At 70.5% G+C, this 18,541-nt stretch carries 18 protein-coding genes; 10 read left to right on the top strand and 8 right to left on the bottom strand.

The genetic code is table 11. The features are described from left to right. Positions 1–127 precede the first annotated feature (127 nt). Entirely contained in the window at positions 128–2,488 is a 2,361-nt protein-coding gene (locus tag ACFOYW_RS10710) for a hypothetical protein (protein ID WP_390228923.1), read from the top strand. A gap of 120 nt (positions 2,489–2,608) precedes the next feature. Beyond that, on the top strand, positions 2,609–3,490 hold the full coding sequence (locus tag ACFOYW_RS10705) for a L,D-transpeptidase (RefSeq protein ID WP_390228922.1): 882 nt from the start codon (positions 2,609–2,611) through the stop codon (positions 3,488–3,490). A 32-nt stretch (positions 3,491–3,522) separates the two neighbouring features. On the opposite strand, the gene ACFOYW_RS10700 is transcribed toward ACFOYW_RS10705, so the two are convergent. After that, complete coding sequence (locus ACFOYW_RS10700; RefSeq protein WP_390228921.1) at positions 3,523–4,614, bottom strand: DMT family transporter; 1,092 nt, start codon at positions 4,612–4,614, stop codon at positions 3,523–3,525. A 40-nt stretch (positions 4,615–4,654) separates the two neighbouring features. Here ACFOYW_RS10700 and ACFOYW_RS10695 point away from each other — a divergent pair, with 40 nt between their 5' ends. Next, positions 4,655–5,494 carry an oxidoreductase gene (locus ACFOYW_RS10695; protein ID WP_390228920.1) on the top strand — a complete coding sequence of 280 codons (840 nt, stop codon included), beginning with the start codon at positions 4,655–4,657 and terminating at the stop codon, positions 5,492–5,494. Continuing rightward, complete coding sequence (locus ACFOYW_RS10690; protein ID WP_390228919.1) at positions 5,491–6,087, top strand: DJ-1/PfpI family protein; 597 nt, start codon at positions 5,491–5,493, stop codon at positions 6,085–6,087. The genes ACFOYW_RS10695 and ACFOYW_RS10690 overlap by 4 nt, the downstream gene beginning before the upstream one ends. A gap of 31 nt (positions 6,088–6,118) precedes the next feature. On the opposite strand, the gene ACFOYW_RS10685 is transcribed toward ACFOYW_RS10690, so the two are convergent. Next, positions 6,119–6,805, bottom strand: coding sequence for a TetR/AcrR family transcriptional regulator (locus tag ACFOYW_RS10685; protein WP_390228918.1), 687 nt, complete (start codon positions 6,803–6,805; stop codon positions 6,119–6,121). A 34-nt stretch (positions 6,806–6,839) separates the two neighbouring features. Then, positions 6,840–8,363 carry an MFS transporter gene (locus ACFOYW_RS10680; protein WP_390228917.1) on the bottom strand — a complete coding sequence of 508 codons (1,524 nt, stop codon included), beginning with the start codon at positions 8,361–8,363 and terminating at the stop codon, positions 6,840–6,842. A gap of 225 nt (positions 8,364–8,588) precedes the next feature. Here ACFOYW_RS10680 and ACFOYW_RS10675 point away from each other — a divergent pair, with 225 nt between their 5' ends. Beyond that, positions 8,589–9,245: a DUF4232 domain-containing protein gene (locus ACFOYW_RS10675; protein WP_390228916.1), complete on the top strand. Its 657-nt coding sequence runs from the start codon at positions 8,589–8,591 to the stop codon at positions 9,243–9,245. Here the strand turns inward: ACFOYW_RS10675 and ACFOYW_RS10670 are convergent. The 3 genes from ACFOYW_RS10670 to ACFOYW_RS10660 form a co-directional block, all read right to left on the bottom strand. Beyond that, positions 9,236–10,276, bottom strand: a complete 1,041-nt coding sequence (locus tag ACFOYW_RS10670; RefSeq protein WP_390228915.1) for a hypothetical protein — start codon at positions 10,274–10,276, stop codon at positions 9,236–9,238. The two genes, ACFOYW_RS10675 and ACFOYW_RS10670, sit on opposite strands and share 10 nt — an antisense overlap. Beyond that, on the bottom strand, positions 10,276–10,635 hold the full coding sequence (locus ACFOYW_RS10665) for a PadR family transcriptional regulator (RefSeq protein WP_390228914.1): 360 nt from the start codon (positions 10,633–10,635) through the stop codon (positions 10,276–10,278). Before ACFOYW_RS10665 ends, ACFOYW_RS10670 begins: the two co-directional genes overlap by 1 nt. A gap of 133 nt (positions 10,636–10,768) precedes the next feature. Continuing rightward, positions 10,769–11,347: a hypothetical protein gene (locus ACFOYW_RS10660; RefSeq protein WP_390228913.1), complete on the bottom strand. Its 579-nt coding sequence runs from the start codon at positions 11,345–11,347 to the stop codon at positions 10,769–10,771. 162 nt (positions 11,348–11,509) lie between these two features. On the opposite strand from ACFOYW_RS10660, the gene ACFOYW_RS10655 reads away from it, so the two are divergent. The 3 genes from ACFOYW_RS10655 to ACFOYW_RS10645 are packed head-to-tail and all read left to right on the top strand — an operon-like array spanning position 11,510 to position 14,612. Then, the gene (locus ACFOYW_RS10655) at positions 11,510–12,190 is read left to right on the top strand and encodes a response regulator transcription factor (RefSeq protein WP_390228912.1); all 681 of its coding nucleotides are present in this window, start codon (positions 11,510–11,512) and stop codon (positions 12,188–12,190) included. Continuing rightward, positions 12,187–13,620 carry a sensor histidine kinase gene (locus ACFOYW_RS10650; protein ID WP_390228911.1) on the top strand — a complete coding sequence of 478 codons (1,434 nt, stop codon included), beginning with the start codon at positions 12,187–12,189 and terminating at the stop codon, positions 13,618–13,620. The genes ACFOYW_RS10655 and ACFOYW_RS10650 overlap by 4 nt, the downstream gene beginning before the upstream one ends. Beyond that, positions 13,617–14,612 (top strand): pirin family protein, encoded by a 996-nt coding sequence (locus ACFOYW_RS10645; RefSeq protein ID WP_390228910.1) that lies wholly within the window; start codon positions 13,617–13,619, stop codon positions 14,610–14,612. The genes ACFOYW_RS10650 and ACFOYW_RS10645 overlap by 4 nt, the downstream gene beginning before the upstream one ends. Here the strand turns inward: ACFOYW_RS10645 and ACFOYW_RS10640 are convergent. Beyond that, positions 14,580–16,151 carry a DHA2 family efflux MFS transporter permease subunit gene (locus ACFOYW_RS10640; RefSeq protein WP_390228909.1) on the bottom strand — a complete coding sequence of 524 codons (1,572 nt, stop codon included), beginning with the start codon at positions 16,149–16,151 and terminating at the stop codon, positions 14,580–14,582. The two genes, ACFOYW_RS10645 and ACFOYW_RS10640, sit on opposite strands and share 33 nt — an antisense overlap. 82 nt (positions 16,152–16,233) lie before the next feature. Between ACFOYW_RS10640 and ACFOYW_RS10635 the strand changes: the two genes are divergently transcribed. After that, positions 16,234–16,890, top strand: coding sequence for a winged helix-turn-helix transcriptional regulator (locus tag ACFOYW_RS10635; RefSeq protein WP_390228908.1), 657 nt, complete (start codon positions 16,234–16,236; stop codon positions 16,888–16,890). Positions 16,891–16,910: 20 nt separating this feature from the next. Here the strand turns inward: ACFOYW_RS10635 and ACFOYW_RS10630 are convergent, their stop codons facing one another. Continuing rightward, complete coding sequence (locus tag ACFOYW_RS10630) at positions 16,911–17,978, bottom strand: FUSC family protein (protein ID WP_390228907.1); 1,068 nt, start codon at positions 17,976–17,978, stop codon at positions 16,911–16,913. 58 nt (positions 17,979–18,036) lie between these two features. Between ACFOYW_RS10630 and ACFOYW_RS10625 the strand changes: the two genes are divergently transcribed. Next, a complete protein-coding gene (locus tag ACFOYW_RS10625) occupies positions 18,037–18,525 on the top strand; it encodes a MarR family winged helix-turn-helix transcriptional regulator (protein WP_390228906.1) in 489 nt (162 codons plus the stop codon). Positions 18,526–18,541 lie beyond the last annotated feature (16 nt).

Here is an 18,541-nt window from a genome sequence, read left to right as displayed (position 1 = left end):
GCTCTCAGGGGGCGCGCTCGCGTCCCTGTTCGATGTCAGGAAGGGAGCCCTGATGGGGCCACGAAGGACGAAACGGGCCGAGCGGCCCTGGCGAGTGCGCGCGACGAGGCGGGGCCGGCTGCGGATCGTGGCCACGCTCGCACTCGCCGGAGTGCTGTGCGGCGGCCTGGTCACGGTCGCGCAGGTCACCGCGCCGCCCCAGGTGGCGCAGACCCTGGGCGCCCGCATCGATCCGGCTTCGGCCGCGACGCCGGTGGGAACCGACTGGCAGCTCACGACCAACTCGCTCGTCCTGGCCGCCTTCTCGATCCCGGGCGTCCCGGGGTTGTTCTACTGCGCATCGGCCACGGCTCCTGCGCCCTTGACCGACGACCAGCGCGACCTGGGCGAGCTCGACCTCGGCCAGTTGCGGGCGAACAATCTGATCGCGATGAGGCCGGACCTCACTCCGAACGTGATCGCCGGCGTGAACCGCATGCAGCACGTCTATGGCCAGGACCCGTCGAAGCAGGTCGAGGTCGCGGCGGTCTCCGGCGCCACCCACTGGGCTCTCCAGGGCGGCGAGATCTCCGCGGCGGAGTTCGGCGGCAACACCGACCTGCACGCCGCCGTGCGCTGGGCGATCAACCGCGACCCCGACCTCAAGGGCACGAACGTCGCCGATCTTGCGGTGCGGTACTACAACGAAGCGATGTCGTACCGGGCGGCCGACACCGTCACCGCCGGCACGGTGACCGTGACCGGAACCATCGACCCCGTCGACAATTACAGGGGCACCGTCACCGTCACCCCGAGCGTCGCCGGCGGGAACGTGGCGTTCGAGCTGGTCAACGCGAAGCTCACGGACGGCTCGACGCGCTTCTCCGGAACGCTCAGCGGCGCAAAGACGCTCGCCGTGCGCGGCGTTCCGCCCGTGGGCACGCAGAAGTACAAGATCGGCGTGACCGCCGGTCGCTACACGGTCACGGGTATGAGTGGATACTCCGCGACGCTGCACGCCTTCACGACCCCGGGTGCGCAGATGATCGTGGTGGGCGGCGCCCAGTCCCCCAGCAGCGCGTCGACCGCATTCGCCTGGACATCGCCGAGAGAGTCGTCCGCGGCGTTCCAGCCGGCGTTCGCGTCGCAGCTCGGCAAGCCCGTCTACCACCCGGGCGATGCGCCCGTGGACCACTTCACCGTCGACCTGGCGCCGATGGCCGGTGGTCTCATCAATGAGTGGCCGGTGTCGAGCGCCGGCGTCTACGCACCGCTGCCCGTCATCGCCACCATGTATCTGCTCAAGGCTCCGCTCGCGACGGTTGCGGCCGTGCCCGCGGGAGCGAAGCCGGTCGCACGCGGCACCGCGACCGTTGGCGGCGGGAAGACGGACCCCACAACGGACGGCGGGTTCGACATCACACTGTCGAAGCTGACCGGAACGCAGGCCGAGCTCTCCGGGCACGTCACCGTGGTCCTCACCGTCGACACGGCGAAGCTCGCCGCAAACACCTCCGCACTGCTGCCCGCCGGCTGGGCGGCGTCGTACGCCACTCCGTTCGGCGACCCACGCGAATCGGCCGTGATCCCGCCCGAGATCATCACGCGGGCCTCGGCGGCGACGGGGCTCACGGTGCAGGTGAATGATGCGCACGTGCCCGCGACCGGCGCGGGGCTGCCGCTGTACGAGTCGTACACGGTGAACGGCTACGTGGACGACAGCGAGGAACTGTACGTGCTTCCCCGCCACTACACGACGGCAGGAACCATCGACTCCGAAGGCATGCTGCAGAACGGATCGCTCGAGTGCACGCCGGCGACGCTCGACGTGACCGGCGAGCCGATCGCGATCACCCGCGCCGGCGGCTACGACCGGGCGTGGAAGATCACCAGCGCGCGAAACGGCCTCGGCACCTTCACCCATCAGTTCGTCACCGCGGCGGGAACACCGGTCGGCCCGGAGTCCAGCTGCCAGGACCCGGCGGAGTGGACGGCGCAGCAGCAGTTGCTCATTCACACCGTGGCCGCGCAGAACAGCTCCGGGCTGGTGCGCGACACGGCCTACGTATTCGGCACGGTCGAACCGGGGTCGCAGCTGATCGCGAATCTTCACGATCAGACCGGCGACGTCGCGTCGGTCAGAGACGAGATCGCGTGCACCACCGAGGCGGTCGGCATTCCTCAGGGTCTCGCGAACGGGGTGACCGTGACGACGCCCTGGACGCAGTGCCCGGCATTCGACGGCGCGCGGTATTTCCGGGAGATCGCACTCGATGTCGACGGGAACGTCCGGGCCCACGGCAGGCCGGGAGTGGCGAGCGAGTACCTGCCGCGGGAACCCGCCCCCTCTGCCGAGCCGGCTGTCACGCCGACTCCCTCCGAGACGACCGTGACTCGGGCTCCCGAGCCGACGCGGCCGCCCACCGCGGCCCCGCAGGCGCCGCGAGCGAAGGCGCCGACGCTGCCCGCGCCGATCGGCATCAAGTCGCTTCCCACGATCAGCGGGTAGGCGATGGGGCACGAACGCAGAGGGCGCGAACGAGCGGCTCGTGAACGGAGAACTCGCGACCGCACGGCTCGCGGCCGGCCCGCTGAGCGTGCTGTCGCGCACCGCAGAGCTCGGCGCCCGGTGAAACGGGGGCTGCGGCGAACGTGGATCGTCGCGGCTGCGGTGGTGGTCGTGATGGGCGCGGCGGCCTGCGGCTGGGCCTTCGTCGCGCGTCCTGGACCCGCTCCGGCAGGGGCGGCTCGCGCCCTGCCCGCACTGCCTGCCGCGCCGCGGGCGGCCGCGGCCCCGCTGTCGGCGGCGCAGGTCGCCGCCCTGCCGGAGGCGGCGTACGACCAGGTGATCGCCGGCCTGGTGCCGGTCGCGTCGACCGCGGTCGAGGCGGTGCAGCTCGGCGCGCTGTCCGCCGCGGCTCCGCTCTTCGACGCGGCCGGAACGAAGCCGGTCGCGCGCATGCAGGTCGCGGGGCCATTCGGCGACCCGAACCCCATCGTCGCGATCGCGCGGACGAGCGACTGGGCCCTGGTGCTCACGCCCGCGCGACAGGCGCTACCGTCGACCTCGGCCGACGGCACGGCCGCTGCGCAGAGCGCCGGCTGGATGCCCACGAGATACATCACCGGTCTGGGGCCGGCGGGGGCGCGCATCCGGGTCGACCTCGGCTCGCGCAGCCTCGTGATCGAGCGCCAGGGCGCACCCGACCAGCGGTTCCCCGTCGCCATCGGTGCCGCCGACACTCCCACCCCCACCGGAGTCACCGGCTACCTCGAGGCGCGCTTCGTGGACTCCGCCGCCGGCACCGGGACCACGCCGATCCAGCTCACCAGCCTGCACACCACGACCGACGACGACCCGGCCGGCGGGCGGTGCGGCGGTCTGGTGGCTCTGCACTGGTGGCCGAAGGCGAGCGGTGCCGTCTCGCGCGGCTGCCTCCGGCTGAGCCCGGCAGCGCTCGCCGCGGTGGACAAGCTTCCGCTCGGCACGCCGATCACGATCGCCGAATGAGCGCGTCGAGCGGCGCCAGAGGTTCGCGCTCGTCAGCCGCGGGGGATGTCAGTGTCAGTGTCAGTGTCAGTGTCAGTGTCAGTGCCAGTGCCAGTGCCAGTGCCAGTGCCAGCGTCGCGGTCCGTGTCCGTGTCTGTGTCTGTGTCTGTGTCTGTGTCCGGGTCTTCGTCTGTGTCGGGCTGGGCGAGCGCGCCCTCGCCCGCGCGGCGCGGGCGCACGAGCAGGACCGAGAGCAGCAGCAGAGCGATGCCGACGGATGCCGCGAGCGTGAGCCGTTCGTGCAGCACGGCCACGGCGAGCACGGTCGCGGTCACGGGCTCGATGAGCGAGAGGATCGCCGCGGTCGTCGGCGGGACGCCACGACGCAGGCCGACGAAGAACGCGAGATACGAGAGAACGGTGGGCACGAGCGCGAGGAAGGCGATCCAGGCCCAGGCGACACCGTCGGCGCTGGCGAGGTCGAAGCCCGCGAACGCTCCCCACACGGCGAGCAGCAGGCCCGCTGCGGTGAACGAGGTCGCGATCAGTGCAGAGGAGCCGAGGCCGGGCACCGCGCGGCGGTTGACGATGGTGGTGCCCGCGAAGGACAGGCCGGCGATCAGGGCGAGGCCGATGCCGAGAGCCGTCGACGCGCCGTCAGGTGCGGAGCCCGAGTCATCCGACACCAGCACGAGACCCACGACGGCGGCGACGAGCGCCGCGATGACGCCCGCGCTCGGTACTCGCCGGCGCCGCACGGCGGCCGCGACCGCCACCGCGACCGGCGCCGCGCCGAGCGAGATCACCGTCGCCACGGCGACGCCGACGAGTGCGACCGACTCGAAGTACGTGCCCTGATAGACGGCCGCAAGCACCGCGGTGAGCGCGATGTGGCGGAACGCCTCGCGGCTGCGCGGGATCCTGCGCAGCTCACCCGTCACCCCGGTGACGGCAAGCATCACCGCACCCCCGCCGAGCACGCGAAGCGACGAGATCGCGCCCCACGAGAGGTGGCTGTGCGTGGCCGCGATCGTGCCGGCCAGTCCGCTCGTGCCCCAGAGCACTCCGGCGACCACGACGAGCACGAACCCCGCGCCGCGTCGGGCGTGCGTCGGCGGCGCCGCGGGGCTCTCGGATGCGCTCATGGGGTGGTTCGACTGAAGCCGTGGGTGCAGGATCGTAATCATGACGACGTGGTTCATCACTGGCTGCTCAACCGGGTTCGGGCGTGCGCTCGCATCCGCTGTCCTCGATCGTGGCGACCAGGCGGTGATCACCGCACGCAACGTCACCGCGCTCGACGAGCTGGCGGCGCGGCATCCGTCGACCGCGCTCGCGCTCCCGCTCGACGTCGGTGATCACGAGCAGGTCGTCGCGGCGGTCGCCGCCGCGGAGGAGCGCTTCGGAGGCATCGACGTGCTCGTGAACAACGCCGGGCACGGCTATCGCGCGGCGGTCGAGGAGGGTGAGGAAGAGGCGATCCGCGAGCTCTTCGAGACGAACTTCTTCGGGCTCGTCGACGTGACCAAGCAGGTGCTGCCCGGCATGCGCGCCCGGCGTTCGGGCACGATCGTCAATCTCTCGTCGATCGCCGGCCGCGCCGCGCCGCTCGGGTCCGGGTATTACGCCGCGTCGAAGTATGCGGTCGAAGGGCTGTCCGGGTCGCTGCGGCTCGAGCTCGAACCGCTCGGCATCCACGTGGTCGTCGTGGAGCCGGGCGGATTCCGGACCGATTTCGCGGGCCGCTCGCTCGGGCAATCGGTCGAGCCCATCGCCGACTACGCCGCGACGGCGGGCACCCGCCGCAAGGAGAACCTCGACGAAGACGGGCGCCAGCCCGGCGACCCGACGAAGTTCTCGCAGGCGGTCATCGACATCGTCGCCGAGCCGAACCCGCCGTTCCGACTGCTCCTCGGCAGCGACGCCTACGCGCGCACCCGTGACGAGCTCGCGAGCCAGCAGGCCGAGTTCGACGCGTGGGCGCACGTGACGCTCAGCACCGACTTCGACGAGCAGCCCGCATGACGCACCCCGACGTGAGTGACGTGCAGATCGTCGCTTTCGACGGCATGGAAGTGCTCGACTACGCCGGACCGTACGAGGTGTTCAACGTCGCCGGCGAGCGCAGCGGCGGCCGGTTCCGAGTCGCATCGGTCGGTGTGACGGCCGAGCCGGCCGGGCGCGGCGGATTTCGTGTCGTGCCCGACTTCACCATCGACAATGCGCCCGCCGCCGACATCCTGATCTTCCCGGGCGGCCGCGGAACGCGGGCTCTCGCGCAGGATGAGCGGGTGCTCGGGTGGTTGCGCGGGCACGCGGCGGATGCCTCGCTCCTGCTCACCGTGTGCACCGGTGCGCTCGTCGCAGGCGCCGCGGGGCTGCTCGACGGGCTCGAGGCGACCACCCACCACGGCGCGTTCGACGAGCTCGCTGCGATCTCCCCGACGACGACGGTGCGTCGTGGGCCGCGCTTCGTGCGGGCATCCGATCGGATCCGCACCTCTGCGGGCGTGTCGGCCGGCACCGACCTGGCGCTCGCGATCATCGAGGAACTCGCCGGCGCTGAGCTGCGCGCGGCCGTCGAGGACGAGATGGAATGGATGTGGCCCGACCGCTAGGCGGGTCGCGGCGGCTGCCCGGCCGGCAGCGTCAGTGCTTCTTGTGCTTCTCGGCAGCGGCGAACGCCGCATCGAGCTCCTCGACCTCGAGTGCTCCGACGGGGAGTTTCGGGCACGAGGTCGAGCGGAGTCCGTCGAGCAGCAGCCACAGGTAACGGCGCCACACGGGGCGGCCGACCGCCTCGCTGGGCGAGTACGCGGCGCCCATGATGAGCAGGATGGCCGCGACGTCGGTGGGTGAGGCATCCGATCGCAGGCAGCCGGCCTTCTTCGCGTGCTCCACGAGGGCGGTGATCGGGCCGAGCAGCGCATCGCGCATCGTCTCGACCCTGCCGTGCACGTGTACCGGCTTCTCGATAGCGGGGCCGGTGTCCATCATGATCTCGTACAGCCCGCGGTCTTTGGCGTGCCGTGCCACCGTTCCTTCGATGAAGGTGACGAGGGCTTCCCACGGGTCGTCGATGTCGAGGGCGCCGTTCGCCGACTCGACCAGCTGCTCGAAGTCGTCGCTGAAGATCGCGGCGGCCAGCTCCTGCTTGTTGGCGAAATGGCGGTAGGCGGTGCCGACGCCCACGCCGGCGGCACGCGCCACCTCGTCGAGCGTGGCCTCGAGCCCGCGCGCGGCGAAGACCTCGCGGCCCGCGTCGAGCAGTGCTCGGCGGTTGCGGGCCGCATCACGACGAAGCGGCCGGGAAGTCGACTCTGAGGTGCTGGTCACACCTGTCTCCTTTCCGGCCGCGTCATCGCTGGACCTATGCCCCAATCATCGCAGGCTCGCCACTGGAGTGGACGAACTCCTCAGGCACGCCGCGGCGAAGGACGATCGCGGTGACGACGGCGCCGCCCGCGAAGATCGCTGCTGCGAGCCAGAACGCGACGGTGTAGCCGTGAACGGCAGCGGTCGCCTGGAGCTGCAGCTGCGCCGGCTTGCTGGCAGCGCTCGCCACGTGCGCCGCGATGTAGGCCGTGATGGCGGAGGTCGCGATCGTGTTGAGCAGGGCCGTGCCGATCGATCCGCCGACCTGCTGCATCGTGTTGACCGTCGCCGACGCGACGCCGGCGTCTTCAGCGCGCACCCGCAGCGTCGAGATGCTCATCGCGATCGCGAACAGGGTGCCCATGCCGAGGCCGAGGAGGATGAGGCTCGGCAGGATGTCGCTCGCGTAGTGGCCGACGACGCCGATGCGCGTCAGCAGTGCGAGAGCGATGGCGCCGAGCATCATACCGGACGGGATGAGGATCTTCGGGCTGACGCGGCGCTGCAGGCGCGGCATCACGACGGCCGCCATGATGATGATCGCGCCGGGCAGCGGCAGGAAGGCGACGCCGGTCTTGACCGCGCTGTAGCCGAGGTTCGACTGCAGGTAGTAGGTCATGAACAGGAAGACGCCGAACATGCCGGTGGTCGCGAGGAACATGGCGATCAGGCCGCCGCCGCGGTTGCGGTCGCCGAGGATGCGCAAGGGCAGAAGCGCGTGCTTCGAGCGGGCCTCGATGAGCAGGAACGCGATCAGCAGCACGCCGCCCGCGATCAGGAAGCCGAGGGTCTTGCCCGCGGTCCATCCGTCGGTGTCGGCGAGCGAGAAGCCGTAGACGATCGCGAACAGGCCCGCCGTGATCGTGATCGCGCCGGGAAGGTCGAGCCGCGGGCGCTGCTCGCTCGCGCTGTGGCGCAGCAGGACGAAGGCGCCGATGAGGGCAGGGATGGCGAAGAAGACGTTCACGTACATCGTGGCGCGCCACGAGAAGTACTGGGTCAGGACGCCGCCGAGCAGGAGGCCGAGCGCGGCGCCGCCGCCACCGATGGCACCGAAGATGCCGAAGGCGCGAGCGCGCTCACGGCCGTCGCGGAACGTGGTGGTGAGGATCGCGAGCACGGCCGGCGCGAGGACGGCGCCGAAGGCGCCCTGAACGACGCGGGCCGAGACGAGCTCGGTGAAGCTGGTGGCCGCGCCGCCGAAGGCGGAGGCGCCGGCGAAGCCGATCAGGCCGATGATGAGGGCCCACTTGCGGCCGAAGAGGTCGGCGAGGCGGCCGGCGAAGAGCAGCAGGCTGCCGAACGCGAGGGTGTAGCCGGTGATGATCCACTGGCGGTCGTTGTCGCTGAACGCGAGCGCCTTCTGCGCTGTGGGCAGGGCGATGTTCACGACGGTCGAGTCGAGGATGACCATCAGCTGGGCGAGTGCCAGCACGACGAGGATGATCCAGCGTCGCGCGTGATGGTGCTCGGCGTGCGGGTCCGCGCTGATCTGCGGCGCGGTCAATGTGTCGGACATAGGGGCTCCCGAGGCTAGAGCTGGATTCGGAGAGAAGGACTCCGCTTAGCGTACGCCCTAACCGGAACCCATATCTCCGGATTAGCTGGGCATCGGGTTTCATCCGAGTGAACTCGAAGAGGCATCCGTTCATTCCATCGCCCCGGGCGGCGTGGCCGATTGCTGTTACTCGCAGAACCGGGTACCCCCAAAGGTATGGACGACGGAGCGAAGGCAACTCGAACGATGAAGCGGCTCGGCGCGATCGGAGCCGCGCTGCTCGGTGTGGTTCTCTTCGCAGGCTGCACCTCAGGCGGCGGGTCGCCGAAGGCGGCGGACACCACGACGCCGGCGCCGACGGTCACCACCACTGCGACCGCCACCCCGACTGCGACGGCGACGGTCACCGCCACGCCAAGGCCGACGCCGACGGGCTCATCCGCGCCGGTCGCCGCCGGCAACCGCTGCACCACGGCGCACCTCACCGGCGCCATCGGCGAGCGCAACGGCGCGCCTGCCGGCAGCGGCGACGGCATGAATCAGCAGCAGGTCGCGATCATCCTCACCAACACCGGCAGCACCGCCTGCACTCTGCAGGGCTGGCCGGGGGTCTCGCTCGTCGGCGACGGCAACGGCACCCAGCTGGGTGCCGCCGCCACCTTCGATCGCACGACGCCCCACCCGACCGTGACGATCGCGCCGGGTGCCAAGGTGCAGGCGCCGATCGACTACTCCGATGCGGCGGTCTACGCGCCGTCCGAGTGCAACCAGAAGACCGCCGACGGGGTCCGCGTGTACCCGCCGGGCAGCACGAGCTCGCTCTTCATCGCACAGAAGTGGGATGCCTGCACCTCGACGCAGCACTCGCTGATGAAGGTGGGGGCCTTCGTCACCTATCCGTGAGCCCCGCTCGGCGTGGGTGTCGGTGTGGGCGTGGCTCTGGGTGTGGGTGTGGGTGTCGGTGTGGCGCTCGCCGAGCCTGACAACGGCTGAACGTGCGCGTAGGGCGCGGGCGGCGTGGAACCGCCCGAGTTGGCCAGGGGGTACACGGCCCAGCCGAGCAGGCCGTCGGCGAGCGGGCTGCGAGTCGTGTCGTAGGCGTTGCCGTTGTCGGACACCGTGAACGCCGAGGCGCTGCTCGGGTCGGGCACCGTGTAGAGCGGGTGCCCGTCCTGGTCGTAGAGGCGCACATTGTCGAGCGGCTGGCCGTCGGCGCCGTACGCGTAGATGTTGAACACCTGCTGCCCGGAGCTGTAGAGGCCCGTGGCGGCCGGCTGGCTCTCGGCGCTCGAGGCGTAGACGTATGAGGCGTGCGAGTCGTTCACGGCGAACGCTGCGACCGGCAGGATCACGAGGACCGTTCCTACGTTGGCCAGGACGGTGAGCGCTGGGGCCCACCTGCGAGGCAGCCAGCGCCCACGGCCCCACTGCACACTCACGATCACGAGAGCCAGGAGGATCAGCCACTGCCCGGCGTTCGCCGAGACGGATTCATAGACCGGGATGAGCCCGTAGCTCGTGTGCCAGACCACGAGAGTCACGAGCTGCCACACCGCCCAGCCGCGGGCGGCCCACCACAGCGGGCGAAGGGCGACGGCGATGTCGAGCAGCCACGACGCGAGCGGATTGGCGCGCAGACGATTCGCCAGTGCCGCGCTGCTCGCGACGATCGCTGCGCGCAGTTCGCGGGCGATCGAGCGCCGCGGTGTCTCCGACCGGGGCGGCAGGCCGGCTGAGGCGCGTAGCTCGTCGGCGTAGAGGGTGGGGTCGCCGAAGGCATCCGTACCGCCGACCTCATCGGCACGCTCGGTGAGGTCCGCTTCGAGTCCGTCGGTGAGCTCGTCGACCTCGTCGGCGGGCAGGTCGGCAAGGGCGTCGCGCACGGCCTGCGCGAAGGCGTGGACGGACTCGCGAGTGCCGTCGGCGGTGATCATCACTTCGCTCCAATCGCGCGGGGGCGGCCCGACGCGGCCGGGGCCGCGCCGACGAGTGCGGAGACCGTCGCCGCGAACTGCGACCAGGTGCTCCTCTGCCGGGCCAGCAGCGCATGGCCCTCTTTGTTGATCGCGTAGTACTTGCGGTGCGGGCCGTCGTCGGACGGCACGACGTAGCTGGACAGCGCGCCGGCCGCGTAGAGCCGGCGCAGCGTGCCGTAGACGGATGCGTCGCCGACGCCGTCGAGGCCCGAATCGCGCAGTCTCCTCACGACGTCGTAGCCGTAGCCGTCTTCGTCTTGGACGACGGCGAGCACCGCCATGTCCAGCACGCCCTTGAGTAGCTGGGTCGAATCCATCGGGCCTCCGTAGCTCGTGTGCTTCACACGCTACTACGCATCACGCACTAGTGCGCAACAGAATCTACCGCGCGTCGCGTTGCTGGTTCGCGCCGCCTGCGATGCCGAGGCTTCTGCTCGTCGCTGAGCGTGCTCAGATGATGGAGCCCGAGGTCGTGCCGACGGTCGCCGCCTGCTGCTTCTGAATGTTGCTCTGGACCGTCTTCGCCCAGGACTGGACAGCGGCCCCGTAGTGGCCGGCGAGAGCCTGGGTCTCGATCGTGGCGAAGTCACTCGTCCGGTCCGTCTTGGAGGCGCTCTGCGCCGCCTTCAGCGCGCTCTTCAACGATGTCGGTGCGGACTTCCACGCGGCCTTCGCGTCGCTTGCGGCGGTCTTGACGTCGGTGCCGTAACTTCCGGCGAGCGCCTTGCTCTCGATCGACGCCACGGCGGCCTTCCGGTCAGCCCCTTTTTTGCCGTGCAGCGCCTTCAGATCGCTCTGCAACGCGGAGGGGACCGTGCCGAACTGCGCGCGAATGGCCTTCGCGGACACGGCACGGAACGGGACGCCGGTCGGCGCAGGCTTCGACGACGACGACGACGACGACGAAGAAGAAGACGAGGTGGGAGTGGGCGTGATGGCATTCGCGGCGATACCGCCGCCGAGGGCGAGCCCCGCGGCGACGCTGATGCCGGCGGCGCTGATGAGCAGTCGGGACGTGACGGTCTTCATGAGGAGATCCCCTTTCAGCGCGGTCGCGTTTCGATCGCGCACGAGAAGGATCGGTGTCGGCATGCATCGTCGTGTTCGGGAAATGTTCGGATCGTGTAAGGCGTGCCCGAGTGACGGGCGCCCACGCCGCCCGCCGTGGACGCGAGGCTGTTGACTGGTGGCGTGAGCGGAAGCGGCGGGCTCGTGGTGGTGATCGAGGACGATGCCACGATCGCCGAGGTGGAGCGGCTCTACCTCGCCGATGCAGGCTTCGGCGTGCACGTGAGCCGCGACGGGGAGGCCGGGTTGACGGCGATCCGCACGCTGTCGCCGGTCGCGGCGGTCATCGATGTCGGGCTGCCCGGCATCGACGGCATCGAGGTGTGCCGCAGGCTGCGTGCTGCGGAGGACTGGACACCGGTCGTGTTCGTCACGGCGCGCGACAGCGAGGTCGATCGAGTCCTGGGCATCGAGCTCGGCGGGGACGACTATCTGACCAAGCCGTTTTCCGCCCGCGAGCTGGCGGCCCGCGTCAAAGGCCTGGTCAGGCGCAGTCTCGTCGCACAGCGAGCCAACATCATCCGGCTCGGCAGCGTGCGCCTGGACGTCCGCGGCCGCGCGGCGGAGACGTCGGATGGCCCCGTGACGCTGACGGCGACCGAGTTCGACCTGCTCGCCTATCTCATGGCGAGCCCGGGACAGGTGTTCGGGCGCGCCCAGCTGCTCTCCGCCGTATGGGGCGTCGCGGATTACCGCGGAACACGCACGGTCGATGTCCATGTCGCCCAGCTGCGGGCGAAACTCGGAACTGCGCTCCGGCTGCGCACGGTGCGCGGCATCGGCTATGTGGTCGATCCCGCATGAAGCGGGTCTCCGGCTCGCTCACCGCGCGGCTGGTCGTCGCCGCGATCGTCGTCGCACTGCTCGGGGCCGGCGTCACGCTGGGCGTCGCGTATCAGCTCGTGAGGACCTCGACGGTCGAGCAATCGCAGTCGCTGCTGCGCTCCACCGCCCGCGTCGTCGCGAAAGCGCCGCCGAAGGAGCGCGCAACCCTGGTGCAGAACCTCGACCGCGCTCAGACGCGAGGCATCCGCCTGCTTCTCCTGCGCGCGAACGGCACGACCGTTCCGACGCATTCCGACATTCCCCAGTCGGCCGTCGACTCCGTCCGGTCCGCGGGAGCGGCGGCAGGACGATTCCGGTCGTCGGGGCGGACGTATCTGTTCGAGGGGGTGCGCGTCTCGCAGGGCGACGCGGTGATCGCGACGCAGGACTTCTCCCTCGTACATGCGGCGATCGCGCGGTTGTTCGACCGCTTCCTCCTCGCAGCCGGGATCGGCGCGGCTCTCGCGGCCGCACTCGGGGCTCTCGTCGCCGACCGCATCGCCCGGCCCCTGAAACGAACGGCGGGGGTCGCACGACGCCTCGCCGCGGGAGAGCGCGGTACCTCCGCTCCACCGCCGACGCCGCTGGTCGACATCGCCGCGATCGATGTCGCGCTGGCCGCGCTCGATGAGGCGCTTCGGACGTCCGAGAGCCGGCAGCGCGAGTTCCTTCTGTCCATCTCTCACGAGCTCCGCACCCCCCTGACCGGCATCCGCGGCTATGCGGACGCGCTTGCGGACGGGCTGGTGCCCGCGGACGGCGTCCGCGACGCGGGCACGACACTCGGCCGGGAAGCCGGGAGACTCGACGCGTTCGTCGGCGACCTCCTCGAGCTCGCGCGCCTTCAGGCCGACGACTTTCCCCTCGCCATCCAGCAGTTCGACGTCGCCGTGGTCGTGGAGCAGGCGCTCCAGGCGTGGGGTCCGACGGCGGCTCACGCGGCCGTTCGTCTTGAGACGGGTGCCCCGACCGGCGCGCTGCCGCTTACGGTCATGTCCGACCCGATGCGTGTCAGGCAGCTGCTCGACGGGCTCCTTGAGAACGCGTTGCGCGCTGCGCCGGCGGGCTCACGCATCCGTATCGGCGTTGCCTCCGGCGCCCTCGAGGCCGACCCGGCGGTTCGGATCAGCGTCGCCGACGACGGGCCCGGCCTCCGCCCCGAGGATGTGAAGGACGCGTTCGAGCGCGGCGTGCTCGCGAATCGCTATCGCAACAGCAGGCCCGTCGGCACCGGCCTCGGGCTCTCCATCGCCGCCCGCCTCACTCGCCGCCTCGGCGGCCGAATCACGGTCTCGACGGCCGGCGGCCACACCGAGTTCGCGATCCTGCTGCCGCAGCCCCCCGCCGGGTCGCGCATACTGGGCGTTGGCACGACAGAGCGAGCATTCCGCGAGGCAGGTGAGCCGTGAGCAACAGGGAGTCGAACCCGCGCGTCACAGTCTTGGATTCAGGGCTGCCGTGCACTGACGTCGAGGTGCTCGACCCGCGCGAGGTGCCCCTCGGCGGCCCGAGGGCGATGACCGTCTACCGCACTCTGCCGCAACGGCGGCGCTCGCTGGTGGGCGCCTGGTGCTTCCTCGACCACTACGGACCCGACGACGTCGCCCTGACCGGTGGCATGGAGGTCCCGAGGCATCCGCACACGGGTCTCGCCACCGTCTCGTGGCTGTTCTCGGGCCAGATCGACCACCTCGACTCAGGCGGCAATGCGGCCACGGTCGTGCCGGGCGAACTGAACCTGATGATCGCCGGACGCGGCATCACGCACTCCGAGATCAGCCGCCCCGACACCCGTGTGCTCCACGGCGTGCAGCTCTGGTACGCGCTGCCCGAGGAGACGCGCTTCAGCGCGAACCACTTCGAGCACTATGCCCCGCCGCCCGTCGCCGCACCCGGGCTCACGGCCCGGGTGTTCATCGGCGAGCTGCTCGGCTCGCGGTCGCCGGTGCGCACCCGCACCCCGGACCTGCTCGGAGCGGAGCTCGTCGTCGCTCCGAACACCGCAGTCACCCTCGATGTACGCGCCGACTTCGAGCATGCGGCGCTGGCCGAGACCGGCGAGATCACCGTCAACTCGATGCGCGTGCCTCACCGCGCGCTCAGCTACGTGCCGACCGGCGCGGACACCGTCGTCATCGAGTCGGGGGCGGCGGGAGCCCGCGTCATTCTGCTCGGCGGGGTGCCGCTCGGGGAGAAGATCCTGATGTGGTGGAACTTCGTGGGCCGTACTCACGAGGAGGTCGTCGAGTACCGGCGTCGGTATCAAGCAGAGCTCGGGTTCGAGGCCGCCGCCCCCGAGGATGCCGGGAAGCCGCATCTCTTCGGCGACTTCCCGCCCGCGCAGCGCGCGCCGTTGCCCGCCCCGCCGCTACCGATCACTCGCCTCAGACCACGCGACTGACTCCAGTCGAGGCGCGACCGGCTCGGCCTCGGGGTGGGCCGGGATGAACAGAACGGAGAGCAGAGCGCCACCGACGGCGACCGCTCCGGCGACGATGCACGCGACGCTGAGGCCGTGCTGGAACGCGATGACGGATGCTGCATGCACCGCCGCGCCCAGTGCGCCGTGACCCTGTGCAGCGAGCTGGGCGCTCACCTCGAATGCGGCGCCGATCGACTGATGGGCGATCGCCGCGAGCGAGGCGGGCAGCGCCGAGGGAAGGGTCGCGGTGAGCTTGGAGGCGTACAGCGACGCGTAGACGCTGCCCATCACCGCGACGCCGAGCGTGCCGCCGAGCAGGCGCGTCGAGTCGTTGACGGCGGAGCCGACACCGGCCTTGGCGCGCGGAATGGCGCCCATGATCGCCTCGGTCGCCGGCGCTGAGGTGAGACCCATGCCCAGACCGTAGACGACCATCTGCACGGCGATCACGCCGTAGCTAAGCGACGCGTCGAGGTCACGTGCGACCCAGAAGTAGAAGACGGCCATCAGCACGAGCCCCGTCGTGACGATGAGCTTGTTGCCGAGGCGCACCGCGAGTCGCGTGCCGAGTGTCGACCCCACGGCGACGGCCGTGGCGACGGGAAGCAGGTGCACACCGGCCGAGAGTGCGCTGTAGCCGCGGATGAACTGGAAGAACTGCGTCATCAGGAAGATGAAGCCGAGCAGGGTGAAGAACGAGATCGTGACAGCAGCGCTCGCGGCGCTGAAGCGCATGTTGCGGAAGAGGCGAACGTCGAGCATCGGTGCGCTCGTGCGGCGCTCGCCCACGATGAACGCCACGAGAAGCACAAGGCTCACGGCGAAGCCGGTGAGGGTGAACGCGGAATTCCACCCTCGGTCGGGTGCCTCGATCACGGTGTAGATGAGCGCGGCCATGAATCCGGCGCTCAGCACGAGCCCGAGCGGGTCGAGGCGATGCGCCCGGTCGGGCGCGGCACGCGGCACGAAGAGCAGCACGAGCACGATGACGGCGGCGGCGACCGGGCCGAGCACGAAGAAGATGCTCGACCAGGAGTAGTGCGCGAGCAGAGCGCCGCCGACGATCGGCCCGAGCGCGATGGCGACGCCGGCGGTGGCGCCCCAGAGGCCGATCGCGAGCGCACGCTCCTTGCGGCCGGTGAAGACGCCGGTGAGCAGTGAGAGGGTCGCGGGGAAGGTCATCGCGGCGCCGAGGCCCATCACGGCGCGCGTCGCGATCAGGTGGTCGGCAGTGCCCACGTAGCCGCCGATGACGCTCGCCGCGCCGAAGACGACCAGGCCGACCACCAGCATCCCCTTGCGTCCGAAGCGGTCGGAGAAGCTGCCGGCGGTCAGCAGGAACGCGGCGAACACGAGGTTGTAGGCGTCGACCACCCATTGCAGCTGGGAGGTGGTCGCGGCGAGCTCGCGGGTGAGCGCGGGCAGCGCGACGTTGACGAGCGTCGTGTCCAGGTTGATGAGGAAGGACGCCGCGAGCAGCGCCACGAGGATCAGAGGTTTCGATCGGGTGCGAGTCATGAGAAGAACTGTAAGTCATTCCAGTTGAATTTTTCAACTTAGTGATTTTGAAACTAAACCCACGACGGATTACGCTGGTCTCATGCGCAGCTACGGTGAGTTCTGTTCCATCGCTCGGGCCCTCGACGTCGTCGGCGACCGCTGGTCGCTGCTCGTGATTCGCGAGCTGATCACCCAGGGCCCGCTGCGCTTCACCGATCTGAAGAACGGGCTCCCCGGAATCGCGACCAACCTCCTCTCCACGCGACTCAAGGAGCTCGAAGAGGCCGGCGTGGTCTCCCGCGACGACGCGCCGCCGCCGATCGCCACGGCGCTGTACTCCCTCACCGCTCGCGGTCGCGCGCTCGAGCCCGTCCTGCGGGCGCTCGGGGCGTGGGGGCTCGGCTGCATGACCGCCGAGCACCCGGGCGATGCGTTCCGCCCCCAGTGGCTCGGCTACGCCGCGGAGTGGTTCACGAGCGACGCCGAGCCCGACGCCGGTCCGGCGACGATCCAGGTCTCGACCACGTCGGCCGAGGGCACGAGTGATGTGGCGATCCGGCTCGGCGGTGGTGACGTCGTCACCGAGATCGGCTCGGCGCCCGACGCGGGCCTCACCGTGGACGGGCCGGCACGCCCCGTGATGGGGTTGATCACCGGCCTCATCAGCCGCGATCAGGCATCCGCCGCGGGAGTGGGCCTCGACGGCGATGAGGCGCTGCTCGCCAGGCTCGTGCCGAGCGCGGTCCGGATGCAGTAACGGCGAGCCGCGCGGCTAGCTCAGCGTGCCGCGCCGACGACGCGGCGCCTCGAGGCCGACCATGCGACCGTGACGAGTGCGACCGCGAGGGCGACGGCGACGCCGATCGCGGTCTCGACGCCGCGCTGCCAGACGAGCGCGCCGAGCGGCAGGTCCGTCGACAGTCGGCCCATGAGCAGCACGAGCGGCGTCATGAGCACGAGTGCGAGCGAGTAGTTGCGGATCACGAACAGCTCGACGCCCGCCTGCAGCAGGATCATCAGGACGATCGCGGTGAGCCCGCTGGGCTGGAACGCGAGCAGGCCTGCGCCGACCGCAAGTCCGAGCATGGTGCCCGCGAAGCGATGGACGGCACGAAGCACCCGGCCATAGCCGTCGGGCACCGAGAGCACGGCGATGACCGAGACCATCGCCCAGTACGGGTGGCCGATGCCGATCAGCCCCGGGATCGTCCCGGCGATCAGACAGGCCGCGCCGAAGCTCGCGGCCCGCGTGAGCCGGCCGCGTGGTGCCGGCGGCACGACGATCGGCTTGGTGTACGGGTTGTGCAGTCGCCCCTCCCTGCTGCGCCAGAGGAGCCGGCCGACGTAGCCGATCGCGAGCGCCCAGGCGACCGAGGCGACGGCCGTGACGAGCCCCTCGCCGAGGTGCTGCGGGGTGCCGGCCACCGCGGCCACTGACGTCAGCCCGAAGATCTGAAAGAGCGGGCCCGGTGGCGTCCAGCGCACGGAGTCGGCGAGAAGCGAGGAGCAGAACGCCCACGCCGCGGCTGCCGGAATGGCGATCGCGTAGCGGTGTGGAGAGAGGGCGATGAGGCCGCCGAGCCCCACCGAGGCGAGCTGTGCCAGACCCGCGATGGATTGGATGCGCAGGCGCGAGAGGTGAGGGAGGTTGCGGCCGTAGACGCTCGCGAACGCCGCGAACACGGCATAGCTCGCGAGATCTTCGCGGCCGATCGCCCACAGCAGAACGAGCGGGCCGGCTGCCGCAAGGCCCACGCGCAAAGCCGCCCAGTGGTCGCGGTCGTGGGGACGCACGTCGATGAGGTCGCGCCAGCGCGGCACAAGGCTGGGCGCGGTGTTCGACATGCCATTTAGTTTACGCGTAAATAGTTGATTGGTGAAATAACTTGACTAGATTTGATGCGTGGAGCCGGATGCTGCCGACGAGGCGCGCGAGGCGTGGGCCCGAATCGCACCCGGGGTCGACACGATGCCGATCGAGATCGTGGTCCGGCTGCTGCGCTCTGCGCGACTGGTCGAGCGCTCCGGCGACGCCCGGCTCGCCGAGTTCGGTCTGTCGCGGCCCGAGCTCGAACTGCTGATGCTGCTGCGGCGTCGAGATGAGCTGCTGTCGCCGTCGACCATCACCTCCGAACTGCTGTTCACCGCGCCCGGAACGTCGAAGCGCCTGAAGTCGCTGGAGGAGCGCGGGCTGGTGACCCGCGTGGCGAATCCCCGCGACCGCCGTGGAGCGCTGATCGGCCTGACGGATGCCGGCAGCGCACTGGTCGACGAGGCGTTCCCCGCAAACGTCGAGGCGGAGCGGGAGCTGCTCGCGGGCCTCCCCGTGCCCCAGCGCGAGCGCGTCGCGCGGGCGCTGCGCGAGCTCTTGCGCGCGCTGGAGCAGCGGTGAGGCACCGTGTTGCTGC

The organism is Gryllotalpicola reticulitermitis (assembly GCF_042651345.1).
Taxonomy (GTDB): domain Bacteria; phylum Actinomycetota; class Actinomycetes; order Actinomycetales; family Microbacteriaceae; genus Gryllotalpicola; species Gryllotalpicola reticulitermitis.
The sequence above is the reverse complement of the archived record's forward strand: the minus strand, read 5'-3'. Positions and strand labels throughout refer to the sequence as shown.